This window comes from Pseudomonas putida, from assembly GCF_002025705.1.
Lineage (GTDB): Bacteria > Pseudomonadota > Gammaproteobacteria > Pseudomonadales > Pseudomonadaceae > Aquipseudomonas > Aquipseudomonas putida_J.
This window is the reverse complement of the sequence record NZ_CP018846.1, coordinates 3,896,006-3,912,139: the sequence shown is the minus strand read 5'-3', so window position 1 is coordinate 3,912,139 and position 16,134 is coordinate 3,896,006. Positions and strand designations below refer to the sequence as shown.

The window sequence follows — 16,134 nt, the reverse complement described above, 5'->3', positions numbered from 1 at the left end:
TGAGCGCCCGCTTTGACTCCAGTGCCCGGCCTGAAGGTATTTTCCACCCTGTTGATGCTGGCCGCAGCCTGGCTGGCGGTGCCAGCGTGGGCCGTCGAGGCCGTCGACGTGAAAATCGGTGCCGCGCATTTCCCGCCTTATACCGTGCGCCCGGAGCAGGGTGCCGACACCGGTTTGCTGCCACAGCTGGTCGAGGCCTTGAACCGCCTGCAACAGGACTACCGCTTCGTCCTGGTGCCGACCTCAATTCAGCGGCGCTTCGGTGATTTCCAGCAAGGTCGCACCGACATGGCGATCTTCGAGAACCCGGAGTGGGGATGGCAGCAGATCCCCCACCAGACGGTGGACATGGGCCTGGAGGATGCCGAAGTGTTCGTCGCCAGGAAGGTCAATGGCCGAGACCAGCATTACTTCGATAGCCTGGGTGGCAAGCGCCTGGCCCTGTTCAACGGTTATCACTACGCCTTCGCCAACTTCAACCCCGACCCCGACTACCTGCGCAAGACGTACAACGCGACACTGACCTATTCCCACGACAGCAACCTGCTGATGGTTCAGGCCGGGCGCTCCGACATCGCCCTGGTAACGCGCTCGTACCTGAGCGACTTCCTCGCCCGCAACCCCGAAAGCCTCAACCAGTTGATGGCCTCGCAGCGCATCGACCAGGTCTATCACCACTATGCCTTGCTCCGCCCCGACTCACCGATCAGTGATCGCAAGTTCGCCGAGCTGATGCGTTACCTGCGCGACACGGGTGAACTGACGCGTATCTTCCAGCCCTACCGGATCACCGTCGCCGCGCCTGGCGACTAAATTCCCCCGGCACGGGCACGTCATCAGCAGTGAGCCTTTCTTTCATTTTGCCGTGAGCCAAGACCATGCCGTTCGATGCCGCTTCGCAGCCCCTGTCGTTACCACGTTGGCGCAGCCTCGATGCCGAGGAGGGTGACTGCTGGCTAAGCTTGACCCTTGAAGGCCGCCCCCTGATCCAGGTACGCCTGGAACCGGGCGAGACGCTGCAAGTTCATGTGCAGGACCTGTGCCCGGAGCGCCCGCAGCAGGCCTTGTGGGCCGCCTGTTACTGGCTGCTGTCGCGTGATCCGGCACGTCAACGCCTGGCTGTGTACCTGTCTGCAAGCGTACCTGAGGCATTGGCCAGCGGCTTGCTGCTGGCCACTGAGCAGTCAGGTGTCTATCTGTGCGAGCGCACGCTGTTCTGGCAGTTGCCGCAGCCGTGGCTGGGCGCCTCGGCCAGCGGTGTCTACCCGCAGCAGATGCAGTTCAGCAATGGCAAGCGCCACCCACGCCGGGCACCCAAACCGCGTGGCGAGGTGTATCGCCGGTTCGATGCGCGCCTGGGCGCCTGGGTGTCGCTGCGTACCCTGGAAATCGACCAGGACCTGGAGCGTTTCAATCGCTGGCAGAATAACCCGCGTGTGGAGAAATTCTGGCAGGAGGCGGGTTCGCTGGAGCAGCACCGCGAGTACCTGGCCAAGCTTGAGGCCGACCCACATGCCTTGACCCTGATTGGCTGCTTCGATGACCAGCCGTTTGCCTACTTCGAAGCGTACTGGGCCAAGGAGGATCGCATCGCGCCGTTCTACCCGGCCGACGATTACGACCGTGGCATTCACATGCTGGTAGGTGAAGAGACGCACCGTGGCCCGCACAAGGTCGCCAGCTGGCTGTCGGCGCTGGTGCACTACCTGTTCCTGGATGACCCGCGCACTCAGCGGGTGGTGGCTGAGCCGCGTGCCGACAATGGCAAGATGATCGGCTACATGCACGACCAGTGCTTCCATTGCGACAAGGAGTTCGATTTCCCGCACAAGCGCGCGGCGCTGATGATTCTGGGGCGCGAGCAATTCTTCGACCGCTGCAAGCTGGTCTGAAGGCCAGGGGCCGCTTTGCGGCCCTTTCCGACCGGTCCGGCGCCCCGGCAAGGCCGCTCCTACAGGTTTTGCGCTGGGCCAGGGGCCTGTGCTGTACCTGTGGGAACTCTTTCGCGACGCAAGGCCGCTCCTACAAGGGAGCGCGGTCGCCTGTAGGAGCGGCCTTGCCGGGGCGCCGGACCGGTCGGAACGGGGTGCGCAGCGCGCCCCCCTGCAATCTCAAACAGTAATCAGGCCTGCCGGTTGGCAGTCTTGCGGCAATGCACCAGGGCATCGCGAATCATGAAGTTGACCAACGTCGGCGACACCCCCAGTTCCTTGGCGATGTCTTTCTGTGGCACGCCATGCAGGCGGTACATCTCGAAGGCATAGCGGGTGCGCTGGGGCAGTTCGTTGAGCGCCTCGGCGATGTGTTCGAGCGCCGCCAGGTTGATATGCGTGGCTTCGGGCGAAGCGTTCGGGATGACCACGTTCAGGCCTTCCTCTTCGCTGCCGGAATACTTCAGCTCCATCGCCTGCTTGCGGTAATGGTCGATGGCCAGGTTGCGCACGATCTGGAACAGGTAGCTGAGCTGTGCCTTGAACGACGAGGTGATCTGCGGGGCGGCGCTGAGCCGGAAGAAGGCGTCCTGCACCACATCCTCGGCGCGCGAGCGGCAGCCGGTGATGCGTGCTGCGATCTTGACCAGGATGCTGCGGTTGTCGACGAATGCCTGGAGTAATGGTGAATCGCACTTACTTGTGGATAGTTGTTCCGCCATGGAAATCACCTTGTCTCGAAGGGGGAGGGGAGCACCCCACGAGGGGAAGCTTCCTACGACGTGCGACAAACTATTCAGAATGATAATGATTGTCAAATACGAAAGTTAATGAGTTTCTATTAGTTTCGGTTCTAAGCAAGCGAGCGTGACGCAGTTCACCTTCTTGCTCCCCTCAGCGCCTTTCACACCGCTAATTTCCTGCCGCGCCCATCCGTTCCCCTGTGTACATCCGGCCGCTGCCGCTGCCCGCCGACCCTGCGCGGGGCAGCCAGCCCGACCCAACCAGACACTGGCAGGAACCCCCCATGACGGACGCCTTCAAACTCCCGCTCTCGCTGGTCCAGGCCCTGGCGCAACGCGCCGCGCTGACCCCGGACCGCATCGCCCTGCGCTTTCTGGCCGATGCCCCCGGCGAGCAGGCCGTGCTCAGCTATCGCGACCTGGACGCCCGTGCGCGCACCATCGCGGCTGCGCTGCAGGCCCGCGCCGGGTTTGCCGAGCGGGCCGTGTTGCTGTTCCCCAGTGGCCCGGACTACGTGGCGGCGTTCTTCGGTTGCCTGTATGCCGGCGTCATTGCCGTGCCGGCCTATCCACCGGAGTCGTCCCGCCAGCATCACCAGGAGCGCCTGCTGTCGATCATCGATGACGCCGAGCCGCGCCTGCTGCTGACCGTTGCCGCGCTGCACGACAGCCTGCAGGGGCTGGAGGCCCTTAGCGGCAGCAACGCCCCCGAACTGCTGGCTGTGGATACGCTTGACCCGGCATTGGCGGGCAGTTGGCGCGAGCCGCAGCTGCAGGTGGACGACATCGCCTTCCTGCAGTACACCTCCGGTTCCACCGCGCTACCGAAGGGCGTGCAGGTCAGCCACGGCAACCTGGTGGCCAACGAGCAGTTGATCCGCTCGGGCTTCGGCATCGACCTCAACCCTGACGATGTGATCGTCAGCTGGTTGCCGCTGTACCACGACATGGGCCTGATCGGCGGGCTGCTGCAGCCGATCTTCAGTGGCGTACCGTGCGTGCTGATGTCGCCGGGTTACTTCCTGGCCCGGCCGCTGCGCTGGTTGCAGGCGATCAGTGAGTACGGCGGCACCATCAGCGGCGGGCCAGACTTCGCCTACCGGCTGTGCAGCGAACGGGTCAGCGAGGCGGCCTTGGCCGGCCTCGACCTGAGCCGCTGGCGTGTGGCCTATTCCGGCTCCGAGCCAATCCGCCAGGACAGCCTCGCCACCTTCGCCGGCAAGTTCGCTGCCTGCGGTTTCCAGCCGGGCAGCTTCTTTGCCAGTTATGGCCTGGCCGAAGCCACCTTGTTCGTCAGTGGCAGCCGCCGTGGGCAGGGCATCGGCGCGCTGGAGCTGGATGCCGAGGCGTTCGCCGCCAACCGTGCCGAAGCCGGCAAGGGCAGCGTGCTGATGAGCTGCGGCTACCCGCAGCCCGGCCACCCGGTGCGCATCGTCGAGCCACAGCAACTTGAGGTGTTGGGCGACAACCAGGTCGGCGAGATCTGGGCCGGCGGCCCGAGCATTGCCCTGGGTTACTGGCGCAACCCTGAAGCCACGGCGCGAACCTTCGTCGAAAGCGACGGCCAGACTTGGTTGCGTACCGGCGACCTCGGTTTCATGCGTGACGGCGAAGTGTTCGTCACCGGCCGCCTGAAGGACATGCTGATCGTCCGTGGCCAGAACCTGTATCCGCAGGACCTGGAAAAGACCCTGGAGCGTGAGGTCGAAGTGCTGCGCAAGGGCCGGGTGGCCGTGTTCGCGGTCGACGACCAGGGCGAGGAGGGCATCGGCGTGGCGGTGGAGGTCAGCCGCAACGTGCAGAAAGCCGTCAAACCCGAGGACCTGATCAAGACACTGCGCAAGGTGATCGCCGATGCCTGTCGCCAGGCGCCGGCCGTGGTCCTGCTGCTCAACCCGGGCGCATTGCCAAAGACCTCCAGCGGCAAGCTGCAGCGTTCGGCCTGCCGCCTGCGCATGAACGATGGCAGCCTGGATTGCTATGCGCGCTTTCCCATGGCTGCCGGGCAGGCTGCAGATACGGTAACGGGCGATGACCTGCAGGCCCGTATCGCCGGAATCTGGCGCGAGGTCCTCAAGGTCGAGACGGTTGCCGCTGACGATCACTTCCTGCTGCTGGGCGGCAACTCCATCGCTGCCACGCAGGTCACTGCGCGCCTGGCTGATGAGCTGGCTATCCAGCTGAGCCTGCGCACCCTGTTCGAGGCCCCCACGCTGGCCGAATACTGCGCTGGCGTGGCGGCCATTCTGGCTGAAGGCACAGGTGAAGCCTCCGCTATCACGGCGTTGAACCGTGGCCAGGCACTGCCGCAGTCGCTGGCACAGAACCGCCTTTGGCTCACCTGGCAGCTTGAGCCGCAGTCTGCGGCCTACAACATTCCTGCGGGGCTGCACCTGCGCGGTGAGCTGGATGAAGCCGCACTTGAGCGCGCGTTCCAAGCCTTGGTCGCGCGTCACGAATCGTTGCGCACGGTATTCAGTGAAGAAGACGGCATGGCGTTGCAGCGTGTGCTGGCGCAGCAGCCTTTCAGCCTTGAGCGTCTGGACCTGGAAGGGCTGGCGCCTGAACAGGTGCTCTCGCGTCGCGAGGACGAGGCCCGGCAACCCTTCGACCTGATCAATGGCCCGCTGCTGCGCGTGACCCTGGTGCGCCTGGATGATGAAGACCACCAACTGTGGGTGACCTTGCATCACATCATCGCCGATGGCTGGTCGCTGAACATCCTGCTCGACGAGTTCGCCAAACTGTATGCCGCCCATTGCCAGGGGCTGGACGCCAAGCTGGCGCCGCTGACACTGGGCTACGCCGACTACGGCACCTGGCAGCGCCAATGGCTGGCCGAAGGCGAAAGTGCGCGCCAGCTGGAGTACTGGAAAGCCACATTGGGCGATACCTCGCCAGTGCTCGACCTGTACCCGGACCAGCCACGCTCCAGCCAGCATGAAAACCGTGCCGCACGCCTGAGCGTGAAAGTGCCGGCCAAGCTGGGCAATGCCCTCAAGGGCCTGGCCCGCGAACAGCAGGCCAGCCTGTTCATGGTCCTGTTGGCTGCCTGGCAGGGCCTGCTGCACCGCTACACCGGCCAGGGTGACATCCGCGTCGGTGTACCCAATGCCAACCGCCCGCGCCAGGAAACCCAAGGCATGGTCGGCTTCTTCATCAACACCCAGGTGCTGCGTGCGCAGTTGGATGGCCGCCTGCCGTTCACTCAGCTACTGGCCCAGGTGCGAGGCGCGACACTCGGCGCCCAGGCCAACCAGGACCTGCCGTTCGAGCAACTGCTCGAAGCCCTGCCCGAGTCGCGCGAGCAGGGCCTGTTCCAGGTCATGTTCAACCACCAGCAGCGTGATCTCTCCGCTTTGCGCCGCCTGCCAGGCCTGCTCGCCGAAGAGCTGCCGTGGCACAGCCGCGAAGCCAAGTTCGACCTGCAGTTGCACAGCGAGGAAGACCACCAGGGCCGCCTGAGCCTGGCCTTCGACTACGCTGCCGAGCTGTTCGAAGCGAGCACCGTCAAGCGCCTGGCCCAGCACCTGCTGGCGCTGTTCGAGCAAGTTTGCGCGCAGCCACAACTGCCATTGGGCGACGTACAACTGCTGGATGAACAGGGTCGCCAGCAACTGCTGGCATGGGGGCAGGCGCCTGCGGCCGCGCCGCAGCGCTTGCTGGTCGAGCAGCTCAATGAACAGGCCCGCCTGACGCCGCAGCGCACCGCGCTGGTCTGGGAAGGCGGCAGCCTCGACTACGCCGAGCTGCATCAGCAGGCCAACCGCCTGGCGCATTATCTGCGCGACAAAGGCGTCGGCCCCGACACCTGCGTGGCCATCGCTGTCGAGCGTTCGCCGCAACTGCTGGTCGGCTTGCTGGCCATCCTCAAGGCTGGCGGTGCCTATGTGCCGCTGGATGTCGATTACCCGGCCGAACGCCTGGCCTACATGCTTGGCGACTGCCAGGCCAGCCTGCTGCTCAGCCACAGCAGCCTGCTCGGCACATTGCCGCAGGTGGACGGCGTCAGCGCCATCGCCCTCGACCAGTTGCACCTGGACAGCTGGCCAAGCCAGGCACCGGGCCTGCACTTGCAGGGCGACAACCTGGCCTACGTGATCTACACCTCCGGCTCCACCGGCCAGCCGAAGGGCGTTGGCAATACCCATGCCGCCCTGGCCGAGCGCCTGCAGTGGATGCAGGCCAGCTATGCGCTGGATGAAAGCGACGTGCTGATGCAGAAAGCGCCAATCAGCTTCGACGTGTCGGTGTGGGAGTGTTTCTGGCCACTGATCAGCGGTTGCAAGCTGGTGCTGGCCGGCCCCGGCGAGCACCGTGACCCGCAGCGCATCGCCGCGCTGGTGCAAGCGCATGGCGTGACCACGCTGCACTTCGTGCCACCGCTGCTGCAGGTGTTTGTGCAGGAGCCGCTGGCCGCTGGCTGCAGCAGCCTGCGCCGGCTGTTCTCCGGTGGCGAGGCGCTGCCTTCGAACCTGCGTGACCGTGTGCTGCAACTGCTGCCACAGGTGCAGTTGCACAACCGCTACGGGCCGACCGAAACCGCCATCAACGTCACCCACTGGCAGTGCCAGGCAGAAGATGGTGAACGCTCGCCGATCGGTCGCCCGCTGGGCAACGTGCTCTGCCGGGTACTGGACGATGAGCTTGAACTGACCGCGCCTGGCGTTCCGGGCGAGCTGTACCTGGGTGGTGCGGGCCTGGCCCGTGGCTACCTGGGCCGGCCGGGCCTGACGGCCGAGCGTTTCGTACCACAAGCCGACGGCAATGGCGCGCGCCTGTACCGCAGTGGCGACCGCGCCCGCTGGCAGGTGCAGAGCCAGGCCCTGGAATACCTCGGTCGCCTCGATCAGCAGGTTAAGGTGCGAGGCTTTCGCGTCGAACCGGAAGAAGTTCAGGCTTGCCTGCTGGGCCAGCCGGGTGTCGAACAGGCACTGGTGCTGATTCACCAGGACGCCGTCGGTGCGCAACTGGTCGGTTACTACAGTGGCACGGCACAGTCCGAGGCCTTGCTGGCTGCCTTGGCCGCGCAATTGCCGGCGTACATGGTGCCGGCCCAGTTGATCGGCCTGGCGCAAATGCCGCTGGGCCCGAGCGGCAAGGTCGAGCGCAAGGCGCTGCCGGCGCCCGTGTGGCAGCAGCGTGCCCATGTCGAGCCGCAGACTGCGTTGCAGCAACAGGTGGCAGCCATCTGGCGCGAGGTGCTGAACCTGCCGCAGGTTGGCCTGCACGATGACTTTTTCGCCCTCGGCGGCCACTCGCTGCTGGCCACCCAGATTGTCTCGCGCACTCGCCAGGCCTGTGATGTCGAGCTGCCGCTCAAGGCGTTGTTCGACACCAGCGAGCTGGCTGCGTTCTGTGAAGAAATCGCCCGCATCCGCGCTGCCGGTGAGTGCAACCGGCAAGGCGAAATCGCCTTGGTCGACCGCCGCCAGGCCGTGCCGCTGTCGTATTCGCAGCAGCGCATGTGGTTCCTCTGGCAGATGGAACCAGGCAGCCCCGCCTACAACGTTGGCGGCATGGCGCGTTTACGTGGAGCCCTGCATGTGGATGCCTTCGAACGCGCCCTGCAGGCACTGATCGTGCGCCACGAAACCCTGCGCACTACCTTCCCGAGCATCGATGGCGTGCCGTACCAGTGCGTGGCCGACGACAGCGGGCTGCAACTGGACTGGCAAGACTTCACGGCCCTGCCGGCGCAGGCCCGTCAACAGCGCCTGCAACAACTGGCCGACGACCAGGCCCACCAGCCGTTCGACCTGGAGCGCGGCCCGCTGCTGCGCGCGTGCCTGGTGAAGGCCGAGGACCGTGAACACTACTTCGTGCTGACCTTGCACCACATCGTCACCGAAGGCTGGGCCATGGACATCTTCGCCCGCGAGCTGGGCGAGCTCTACGAAGCCTTCGTCGATGACCGTGAGTCGCCCTTGGCGCCGCTGCCGGTGCAATACCTCGACTACAGCGTGTGGCAACGGCAATGGCTGGAAAGCGGCGAGGGCGCACGCCAGCTGGCCTACTGGAAAGACCGCCTCGGCGATGAGCACCCGGTGCTGGCGCTGCCCGCCGACCGCCCGCGCCCGGCTGTGCAGAGCCACCGCGGCGAGCTGTACCGCTTCGACCTCGACCCGGCGCTGGTCGCCCGCGTGCATGCTTTCAACAATCAGCGTGGCCTGACCCTGTTCATGACCATGACCGCCACGCTGGCTGCGTTGCTGCACCGCTACAGCGGCCAGCGCGACCTGCGCATCGGCGCGCCGGTGGCCAACCGTATCCGCCCGGAAAGCGAAGGCCTGATCGGTGCCTTCCTCAACACCCAGGTGTTGCGCTGCGAACTGGATGGGCAGATGACAGCTGCCGACTTGCTCGATCAGGTACGACAGGCTGCCATCGAAGGTCAGTCTCACCAGGACCTGCCGTTCGATCAGCTGGTCGAGGCCCTGCAGCCGCCGCGCAGCAGTGCTTACAACCCGCTGTTCCAGGTGATGTGCAACGTGCAGCGCTGGGCCTTCCAGCAAAGCCGTGAGCTGGCCGGCATGCAGGTGGATTACCTGGTCAACGACGCCAGTGCCACCAAGTTCGACCTGTACCTGGAGGTCACTGATCTCGATGGCCGCCTGGGCTGCTGCCTGACCTACAGCCGCGACCTGTTCGACGAGTCGCGCATTGCCCGCATGGCCGAGCACTGGCAGCAACTGCTGGTCGGCCTGCTCGACAACCCGCAGCAGCGCCTGTGCGAGCTGCCGATGCTGGCCGATGCCGAACAGCAGGTGCTGATCGGCCAGTTGCAAGGCGAGCAGGACTTCGCCCTCGACCAGACGATTCACGGCCTGTTTGCCGCCCAGGCTGCGCGTACGCCCAACGCGGGTGCGCTGACCTTCGCCGGCCAGCACATGACCTACGCCGAGCTCGATCAGCAGGCCAACCGCCTGGCGCGGGCCCTGCGCGAGCGCGGTGTCGGCCCGCAGGTGCGAGTGGGCCTGGCGCTTGAGCGTTCGCTGCAGATGGTGGTCGGTCTCCTGGCCATTCTCAAGGCCGGCGGTGCCTATGTGCCGCTCGACCCGGAGTACCCGCTCGACCGCCTGCGCTACATGGTCGAGGACAGCCGCATCGGCCTGCTGCTGGGCCAGCAAGCGCTGCTTGAAAGCCTCGGTGAATTGCCCGACGGCGTGGCCCGCTGGAGCCTTGAAGACGACGCGGCGAGCCTGTCGGCATACAGCGATGCGCCGTTGGACAACCTTAACCTCCCGCAGCACCAGGCTTACCTGATCTACACCTCCGGCTCCACCGGCAAGCCCAAGGGCGTGGTGGTCAGCCATGGCGAAATCGCCATGCATTGCCAGGCGGTGATCGACGCCTTCGGCATGCGCAGCGATGACTGCGAGCTGCACTTCTATTCGATCAACTTCGATGCGGCCAGTGAACGTTTGCTGGTACCGCTGCTGTGTGGCGCCCGCGTGGTGCTGCGTGCCCAGGGCCAATGGGGTGCCGAGGAAATCTGCCAGCTGGTGCGTGAGCAGCAGGTGAGCGTTCTGGGCTTTACCCCGAGCTATGGCAGCCAGCTGGCCCAGTACCTGGCCGGGCAGGGTGAGCAGTTGCCAGTGCGGCTGGTGATCACCGGCGGCGAAGCGCTGACCGGCGAGCACCTGCAGCGCATCCGCCAGGCCTTTGTCCCGCAGCAGTTCTTCAACGCCTACGGCCCCACCGAAACCGTGGTCATGCCGCTGGCCTGCCTGGCGCCGCAGGTGATGCCCGCCGACGCTGGCAGCGTGCCGATCGGCCGGGTGATAGGTGCCCGCACGGCGTACATCCTCGACGAAGACCTGGCCCTGCTGCCGCAAGGCGGGGTCGGCGAACTTTACGTCGGCGGTGCCGGCCTGGCCCAGGGTTACCATGACCGCCCGGGCCTCAGCGCCGAGCGCTTCGTCGCCGACCCGTTCAGCCATGACGGCGGGCGCCTGTACCGCACCGGCGACCTGGTGCGCCTGCGCGCCGATGGCCTGGTGGAATACATCGGCCGCGCCGATCAGCAGGTGAAGATTCGCGGCTTCCGCATTGAACTTGGCGAAATCGAAAGCCGCCTGCAGGAGCATGCCGATGTCGACGAGGCCGTGGTCCTGGCCCTTGACCTGCCGGGCGGCAAGCAGCTGGCAGGTTACCTGGTGTGCAGGCAGGCCACTGCCGACAGCGAAACCCAGTCCAGGCTGCGCGAAGCGGTCAAGGCCGATGCGCGTCAGCACCTGCCGGACTACATGGTGCCAGCGCACCTGGTGCTGCTCGAACGCCTGCCACTGATGGGCAACGGCAAGCTCGACCGCCGTGCACTGCCGGCACCGGACCTGGAACAGGCGCGCCAGCATTACCAGGCCCCGGCCAATGAGCTGGAAGAGCAGCTGGCGCAAGTCTGGCGCGAAGTGCTGAACACTTCCCGCGTAGGCGTGCAGGACAACTTCTTCGAGCTGGGTGGCGACTCGATCCTCTCGATTCAGGTGGTCAGCCGCGCTCGCCAGCTGGGCCTGCAGTTCACCCCACGCGACCTGTTCCAGCACCAGACCATCCAGACCCTGGCTGCCGTGGTCAGCCGCAGCGCGGCGCCGAGCAGCATCGACCAGGGCCAGCGCGAGGGGCGCAGCGGCCTCACGCCGATTCAGCACTGGTTCTTTGACAGTGATGTGGCCCAGCCGCAGCACTGGAACCAGGCGGTGCTGCTGGAAGCGCGCCAGCCACTGGAGCGTGCCACCCTTGAGCAGGCCCTGGCCGGGCTGGTGGCGCACCACGACAGCCTGCGTCTGCGTTTCACCCAAGGCCAGGCCGCATTTGCCGCGCTGACTGCCGAGCAGTTGCTATGGACTGCAACGGTCGCCGACTTCGCCGACTGCCAGGCGCTGTATACCGACGTGCAACGCAGCCTCGACCTGGAACGGGGCCCGCTGCTGCGCGCACTGCTGGTCAGTGACGGACAGGGCGCGCAACGCCTGCTGCTGGCGATCCACCACCTGGTGGTCGATGGCGTGTCCTGGCGCGTGCTGCTCGAAGACCTGCAAGCGCTGTATCGCGGCCAGCCACTGGCGGCCAAGACCCACGCCATGGCCGACTGGGCCGCGCGCCTGGCCAGCTACGCCGGCAGCGATTCGCTGCGCGACGAACTGGGCTGGTGGCAAGGCCAGCTCGGCAGCGTGCGCCATGAGCTGCCATGCGATCACCCGCAGGGTGGCAACCTGCATCGGCATGCCGACACCCTGGCCATCGGCCTGGACGTGGAACAGACCCGGCAGTTGCTGCAACAGGCACCGGCGGCCTACCACACCCAGGTCAACGACTTGCTGCTGACCGCGTTGGCCCGCACCCTGTGCCGCTGGAGCGGGGACCAGGAAGTGCTGGTGCAGCTCGAAGGCCACGGCCGCGACGGCCTGTTCGAAGATATGGACCTGACCCGCAGCGTCGGCTGGTTCACCAATGCCTACCCGCTGCGCCTGAACCCGCAGGCTGGCGACGACGACGCCGCGCGCGCCACTTCGCTCAAGTGCATCAAGGAACAGCTGCGCCAGGTGCCTCACAAGGGGCTGGGCTATGGCGTGCTGCGCTACCTGGGCGATGCTGCCAGCCGCGAAAGCATGGCGGCGCTGCCGCAGGCGCGCATCACCTTCAACTACCTGGGCCAGTTCGATCAGCAGTTCGACGAGGCTGCATTGTTCCTGCCGCTGGATGCACCGGCAGGCCTGGCTCACGATCTGGATGCGCCGCTGCCGAACTGGCTCAGTGTCGATGGCCAGGTCTACGGCGGTGCATTGCAACTGCGCTGGACCTTCAGCCGCGAGCGTTATGACCAGCGGACCATCGCGCAGTTGGCCGAGGCCTATCGCCAGGAGCTGCTGGCCCTGATCGGCCACTGCCTGGCCGATGGCAACGGCAGCTTCACGCCATCAGACTTCCCATTGGCGCACCTGACCCAGGCGCAGATCGACGCACTGCCGATCCCGGCCGCGCAGATCGAAGACGTCTACCCGCTGACGCCGATGCAGGAGGGCATGCTGTTGCATACCCTGCTGGAACCGGGCACCGGCCTCTACTACATGCAGGACCGCTACCGCATCAACAGCGCGCTTGACCCTGAGCGTTTCGCCCAGGCCTGGCAGGCCGTGGTGGCACGGCATGAGGCCTTGCGCGCCTCGTTCAGCTGGAACGCCGGCGAAACCATGCTGCAGATCATCCACAAGCCGGGCAGCACGCCTGTGGACTATCAGGACTGGCGCGGCCTTGATGAAGCGGCCCAGGAAGCGCGCCTGCAAGCGTTGCACAAGCAGGAGCGGGAAGCGGGATTTGCACTGCTGCAGGAGGCGCCGTTCCACCTGCGCCTGGTGCGGGTCGATGATGAGCGCTACTGGTTCATGATGAGCAACCACCACATCCTTATCGATGCCTGGTGCCGTTCGTTGCTGATGAACGACTTCTTCGAGCTCTACCAGGCCCTCGGCGAAGGCCGCCAGGCCCAGTTGCCGGTGCCGCCGCGCTACCGCGACTACATCGGCTGGCTGCAGCGCCAGGACATGGATGAAGCGCGCAACTGGTGGCAGGCCAGCCTGGCCGGCTTCGAACGCGCCACGGCGCTGCCCAGCGACCGCCCGCTGCGCAACGATCACGCCGGTGACGGCATGGTGGTGGGCGACTGCTACACCCGCTTGGAGGTAAGCGACGGCGTGCGCCTGCGCGAACTGGCCCAGGCCCATCAGCTGACCATCAACACCTTCGCCCAGGCGGCCTGGGCGCTGGTGCTGGCGCGCTACAGCGGCGATCGCGACGTGGCCTTCGGCGTGACCGTGGCCGGGCGCCCGGTGAGCCTGCCGCAGATGCAGCGCACGGTCGGCCTGTTCATCAACAGTATCGCCCTGCGCGTGCAACTGCCCGAGCCGGGCCAGCGCTGCAGCGTGCGCCAGTGGTTGCAAGCTGTGCTGGAACGCAACATGGAGCTGCGCGAGTACGAGTACCTGCCGCTGGTGACGATCCAGGACTGCAGCGAACTGCCCAAGGGGCAGCCGCTGTTCAACAGCCTGTTCGTGTTCGAGAACGCGCCGGTGGAAACCGCAGTGCTCGACCACGCCCAGCACCTCAATGCCAGCTCCGACTCAGGCCGTACCCACACCAATTTCCCGCTGACGGCGGTGTGCTACCCGGGCGACGACCTGGGCCTGCACCTGTCGTTCGACCAGCGCTACTTCGACTACCCGACCGTCGAACGCCTGCTGGCCGAGTTCAAGCGCCTGTTGCTGGCGCTGGTGCAAGGCTTTGAGGGTGAGGTGAGCGAATTGCCGTTGCTGGGCGAGGCTGAACAACGCTTCCTGCTCGACGACTGCAACCGTACCGAGCGTGCCTACCCGCTGACGCAGAGCTACGTGGCACTGTTCGAAGCGCAGGTGGCTGCCCACCCTGAGCGCACTGTAGCCCGCTGCCTGGATGCGTCGTATGACTACGCCGGGCTGAACCTTGCGGCCAACCGCCTCGGCCACGCGCTGGTCGCAGCGGGCGTGGCCATCGACCAGCCGGTTGCCTTGCTGGCCGAGCGGGGCTTGCCGTTGCTGGGCATGATCGTCGGCAGCTTCAAGGCTGGCGCCGGCTACTTGCCGCTGGACCCGGGCCTGCCGTCGGCGCGCCTGCAGCGCATCGTCGAGCTGAGCCGCACGCCGGTACTGGTGTGCAGCGCGGCCTGTGCCGAGCAGGCGCGCCAGTTGCTGGATGACCTGGCGAGTGTGGCGCGGCCGCAATTGCTGATTTGGGAAGAGGTGCAGGGCAGCAGCATCGCCAGCCACAACCCAGGCATCCACAGTGGGCCAGACAACCTGGCCTACGTAATCTATACATCAGGCTCCACCGGGCTGCCCAAAGGTGTGATGGTCGAGCAGCGCGGGATGCTCAACAACCAGTTGAGCAAGCTGCCCTACCTGGCCTTGAGCGAGCGCGACGTGATCGCCCAGACCGCTTCGCAGAGCTTCGATATTTCGGTCTGGCAGTTCCTCGCCGCACCGTTGTTCGGGGCCAGGGTGGAAATCGTGCCGAACGCCATCGCCCATGACCCGCAAGGTTTGCTGGCGCATGTGCAGGCAACCGGCATCAGCGTGCTGGAAAGCGTGCCATCGCTGATCCAGGGCATGCTCGCCAACGATCATCAGGCGCTGGATGGCTTGCGCTGGATGTTGCCGACGGGCGAAGCGATGCCGCCGGAGCTGGCTGCGCAATGGCTGCAGCGTTATCCGCAGATTGGCCTGGTCAATGCCTACGGGCCGGCGGAGTGCTCGGATGACGTGGCCTTCTTCCGCGTCGACATGGCGTCGACCCGTGGCAGCTACCTGCCGATCGGCACGCCGACCGACAACAACCGCCTGTACCTGTATGGCGAGGACCAGACCTTGGTGCCGCTGGGTGCAGTGGGTGAGGTGTGCGTGGCTGGCACTGGCGTCGGTCGCGGGTATGTTGGCGACCCGCTGCGCACGGCACTGGCATTCATCCCGCACCCGCACGGGGCGCCGGGCGAACGCCTGTACCGTACCGGTGACCTGGCGCGACAGCGCCCGGACGGGGTGCTTGAGTACGTCGGGCGCATCGACCACCAGGTGAAGATCCGAGGCTACCGTATCGAGCTGGGCGAGATCGAGGCGCGTCTGCACGAGCAGGCCGAGATTCGCGATGCAGCGGTGGGGGTGCAGGAAAGCGCCAATGGCAAGCACCTGGTTGGCTACCTGGTGGCACACCAGGGCGTGGTCGCCGATGCGGCGTTGCTGGAGCAGGTCAAGCAGCGCCTGCGTGCCGAGCTTCCGGAGTACATGGTGCCGCTGCACTGGGGCTGGTTCGCCAGCCTGCCGCACAACGCCAACGGCAAGCTTGACCGCAAGGCACTGCCGGCCATCGAAATCGGTGGCCAGCACAGCCAGGCCTACCTGGCGCCGCGGGATGAGCTGGAAGAGGTGCTTGCCGGTATCTGGGCCGAAGTGCTCAAGGCCGAGCGGGTCGGGGTGCATGACAACTTCTTCGAGCTGGGCGGGCATTCGCTGCTGGCCACCCAGATCGCTTCGCGGGTGCAGAAGCAGCTGCAGTTGAACGTGCCGTTGCGGGCGATGTTCGAGTGCAGCACGGTGGAGGAGTTGGCCGAGTATGTGCGCGGGTTGCAGGGCAGTGAGATGGATGAAGGCAAGGCGGATCGGCTCAGTGACCTGATGGCTGAGCTGGAGGGGCTGTAGTATGTCTTGAGCTTTGCGGGGCGGCGGAAATCGAGCGCCGCCCGCGCGGCGCATCGCGGATGAATCCGCTCCTACATTTGTTGCAACGTGGCCATGCCTGTGAGGCCATGGTTGTCAGCCGGTTTGTACGGCTCAAGTCATGCGCCAGGCGGGCAACCATGGCGTATAAGGTTCGGCACGTTGCAATAGATGTAGGAGCGGATTCATCCGCGATGCGCCGCGTGGGCGGCGCTC

The 16,134-nt window shown here is 65.9% G+C and carries 4 protein-coding genes; 3 read left to right on the top strand and 1 reads right to left on the bottom strand.

From position 1 onward, the window contains the following. The first annotated feature begins 12 nt into the window (after positions 1-12). Together BUQ73_RS17635 and BUQ73_RS17630 are read left to right on the top strand one after the other, a co-directional pair. The gene (locus BUQ73_RS17635) at positions 13-813 is read left to right on the top strand and encodes a substrate-binding periplasmic protein (protein WP_079229036.1); all 801 of its coding nucleotides are present in this window, start codon (positions 13-15) and stop codon (positions 811-813) included. Positions 814-878: 65 nt separating this feature from the next. Then, positions 879-1,892, top strand: a complete 1,014-nt coding sequence (locus tag BUQ73_RS17630; protein WP_079229035.1) for a GNAT family N-acetyltransferase — start codon at positions 879-881, stop codon at positions 1,890-1,892. Between the two features lie 230 nt (positions 1,893-2,122). Here the strand turns inward: BUQ73_RS17630 and BUQ73_RS17625 are convergent, their stop codons facing one another. Then, complete coding sequence (locus tag BUQ73_RS17625) at positions 2,123-2,653, bottom strand: RNA polymerase factor sigma-70 (RefSeq protein ID WP_079229034.1); 531 nt, start codon at positions 2,651-2,653, stop codon at positions 2,123-2,125. Positions 2,654-2,958: 305 nt separating this feature from the next. Here BUQ73_RS17625 and BUQ73_RS17620 point away from each other — a divergent pair, with 305 nt between their 5' ends. Beyond that, positions 2,959-15,900 (top strand): non-ribosomal peptide synthetase, encoded by a 12,942-nt coding sequence (locus BUQ73_RS17620; RefSeq protein WP_079229033.1) that lies wholly within the window; start codon positions 2,959-2,961, stop codon positions 15,898-15,900. Positions 15,901-16,134 lie beyond the last annotated feature (234 nt).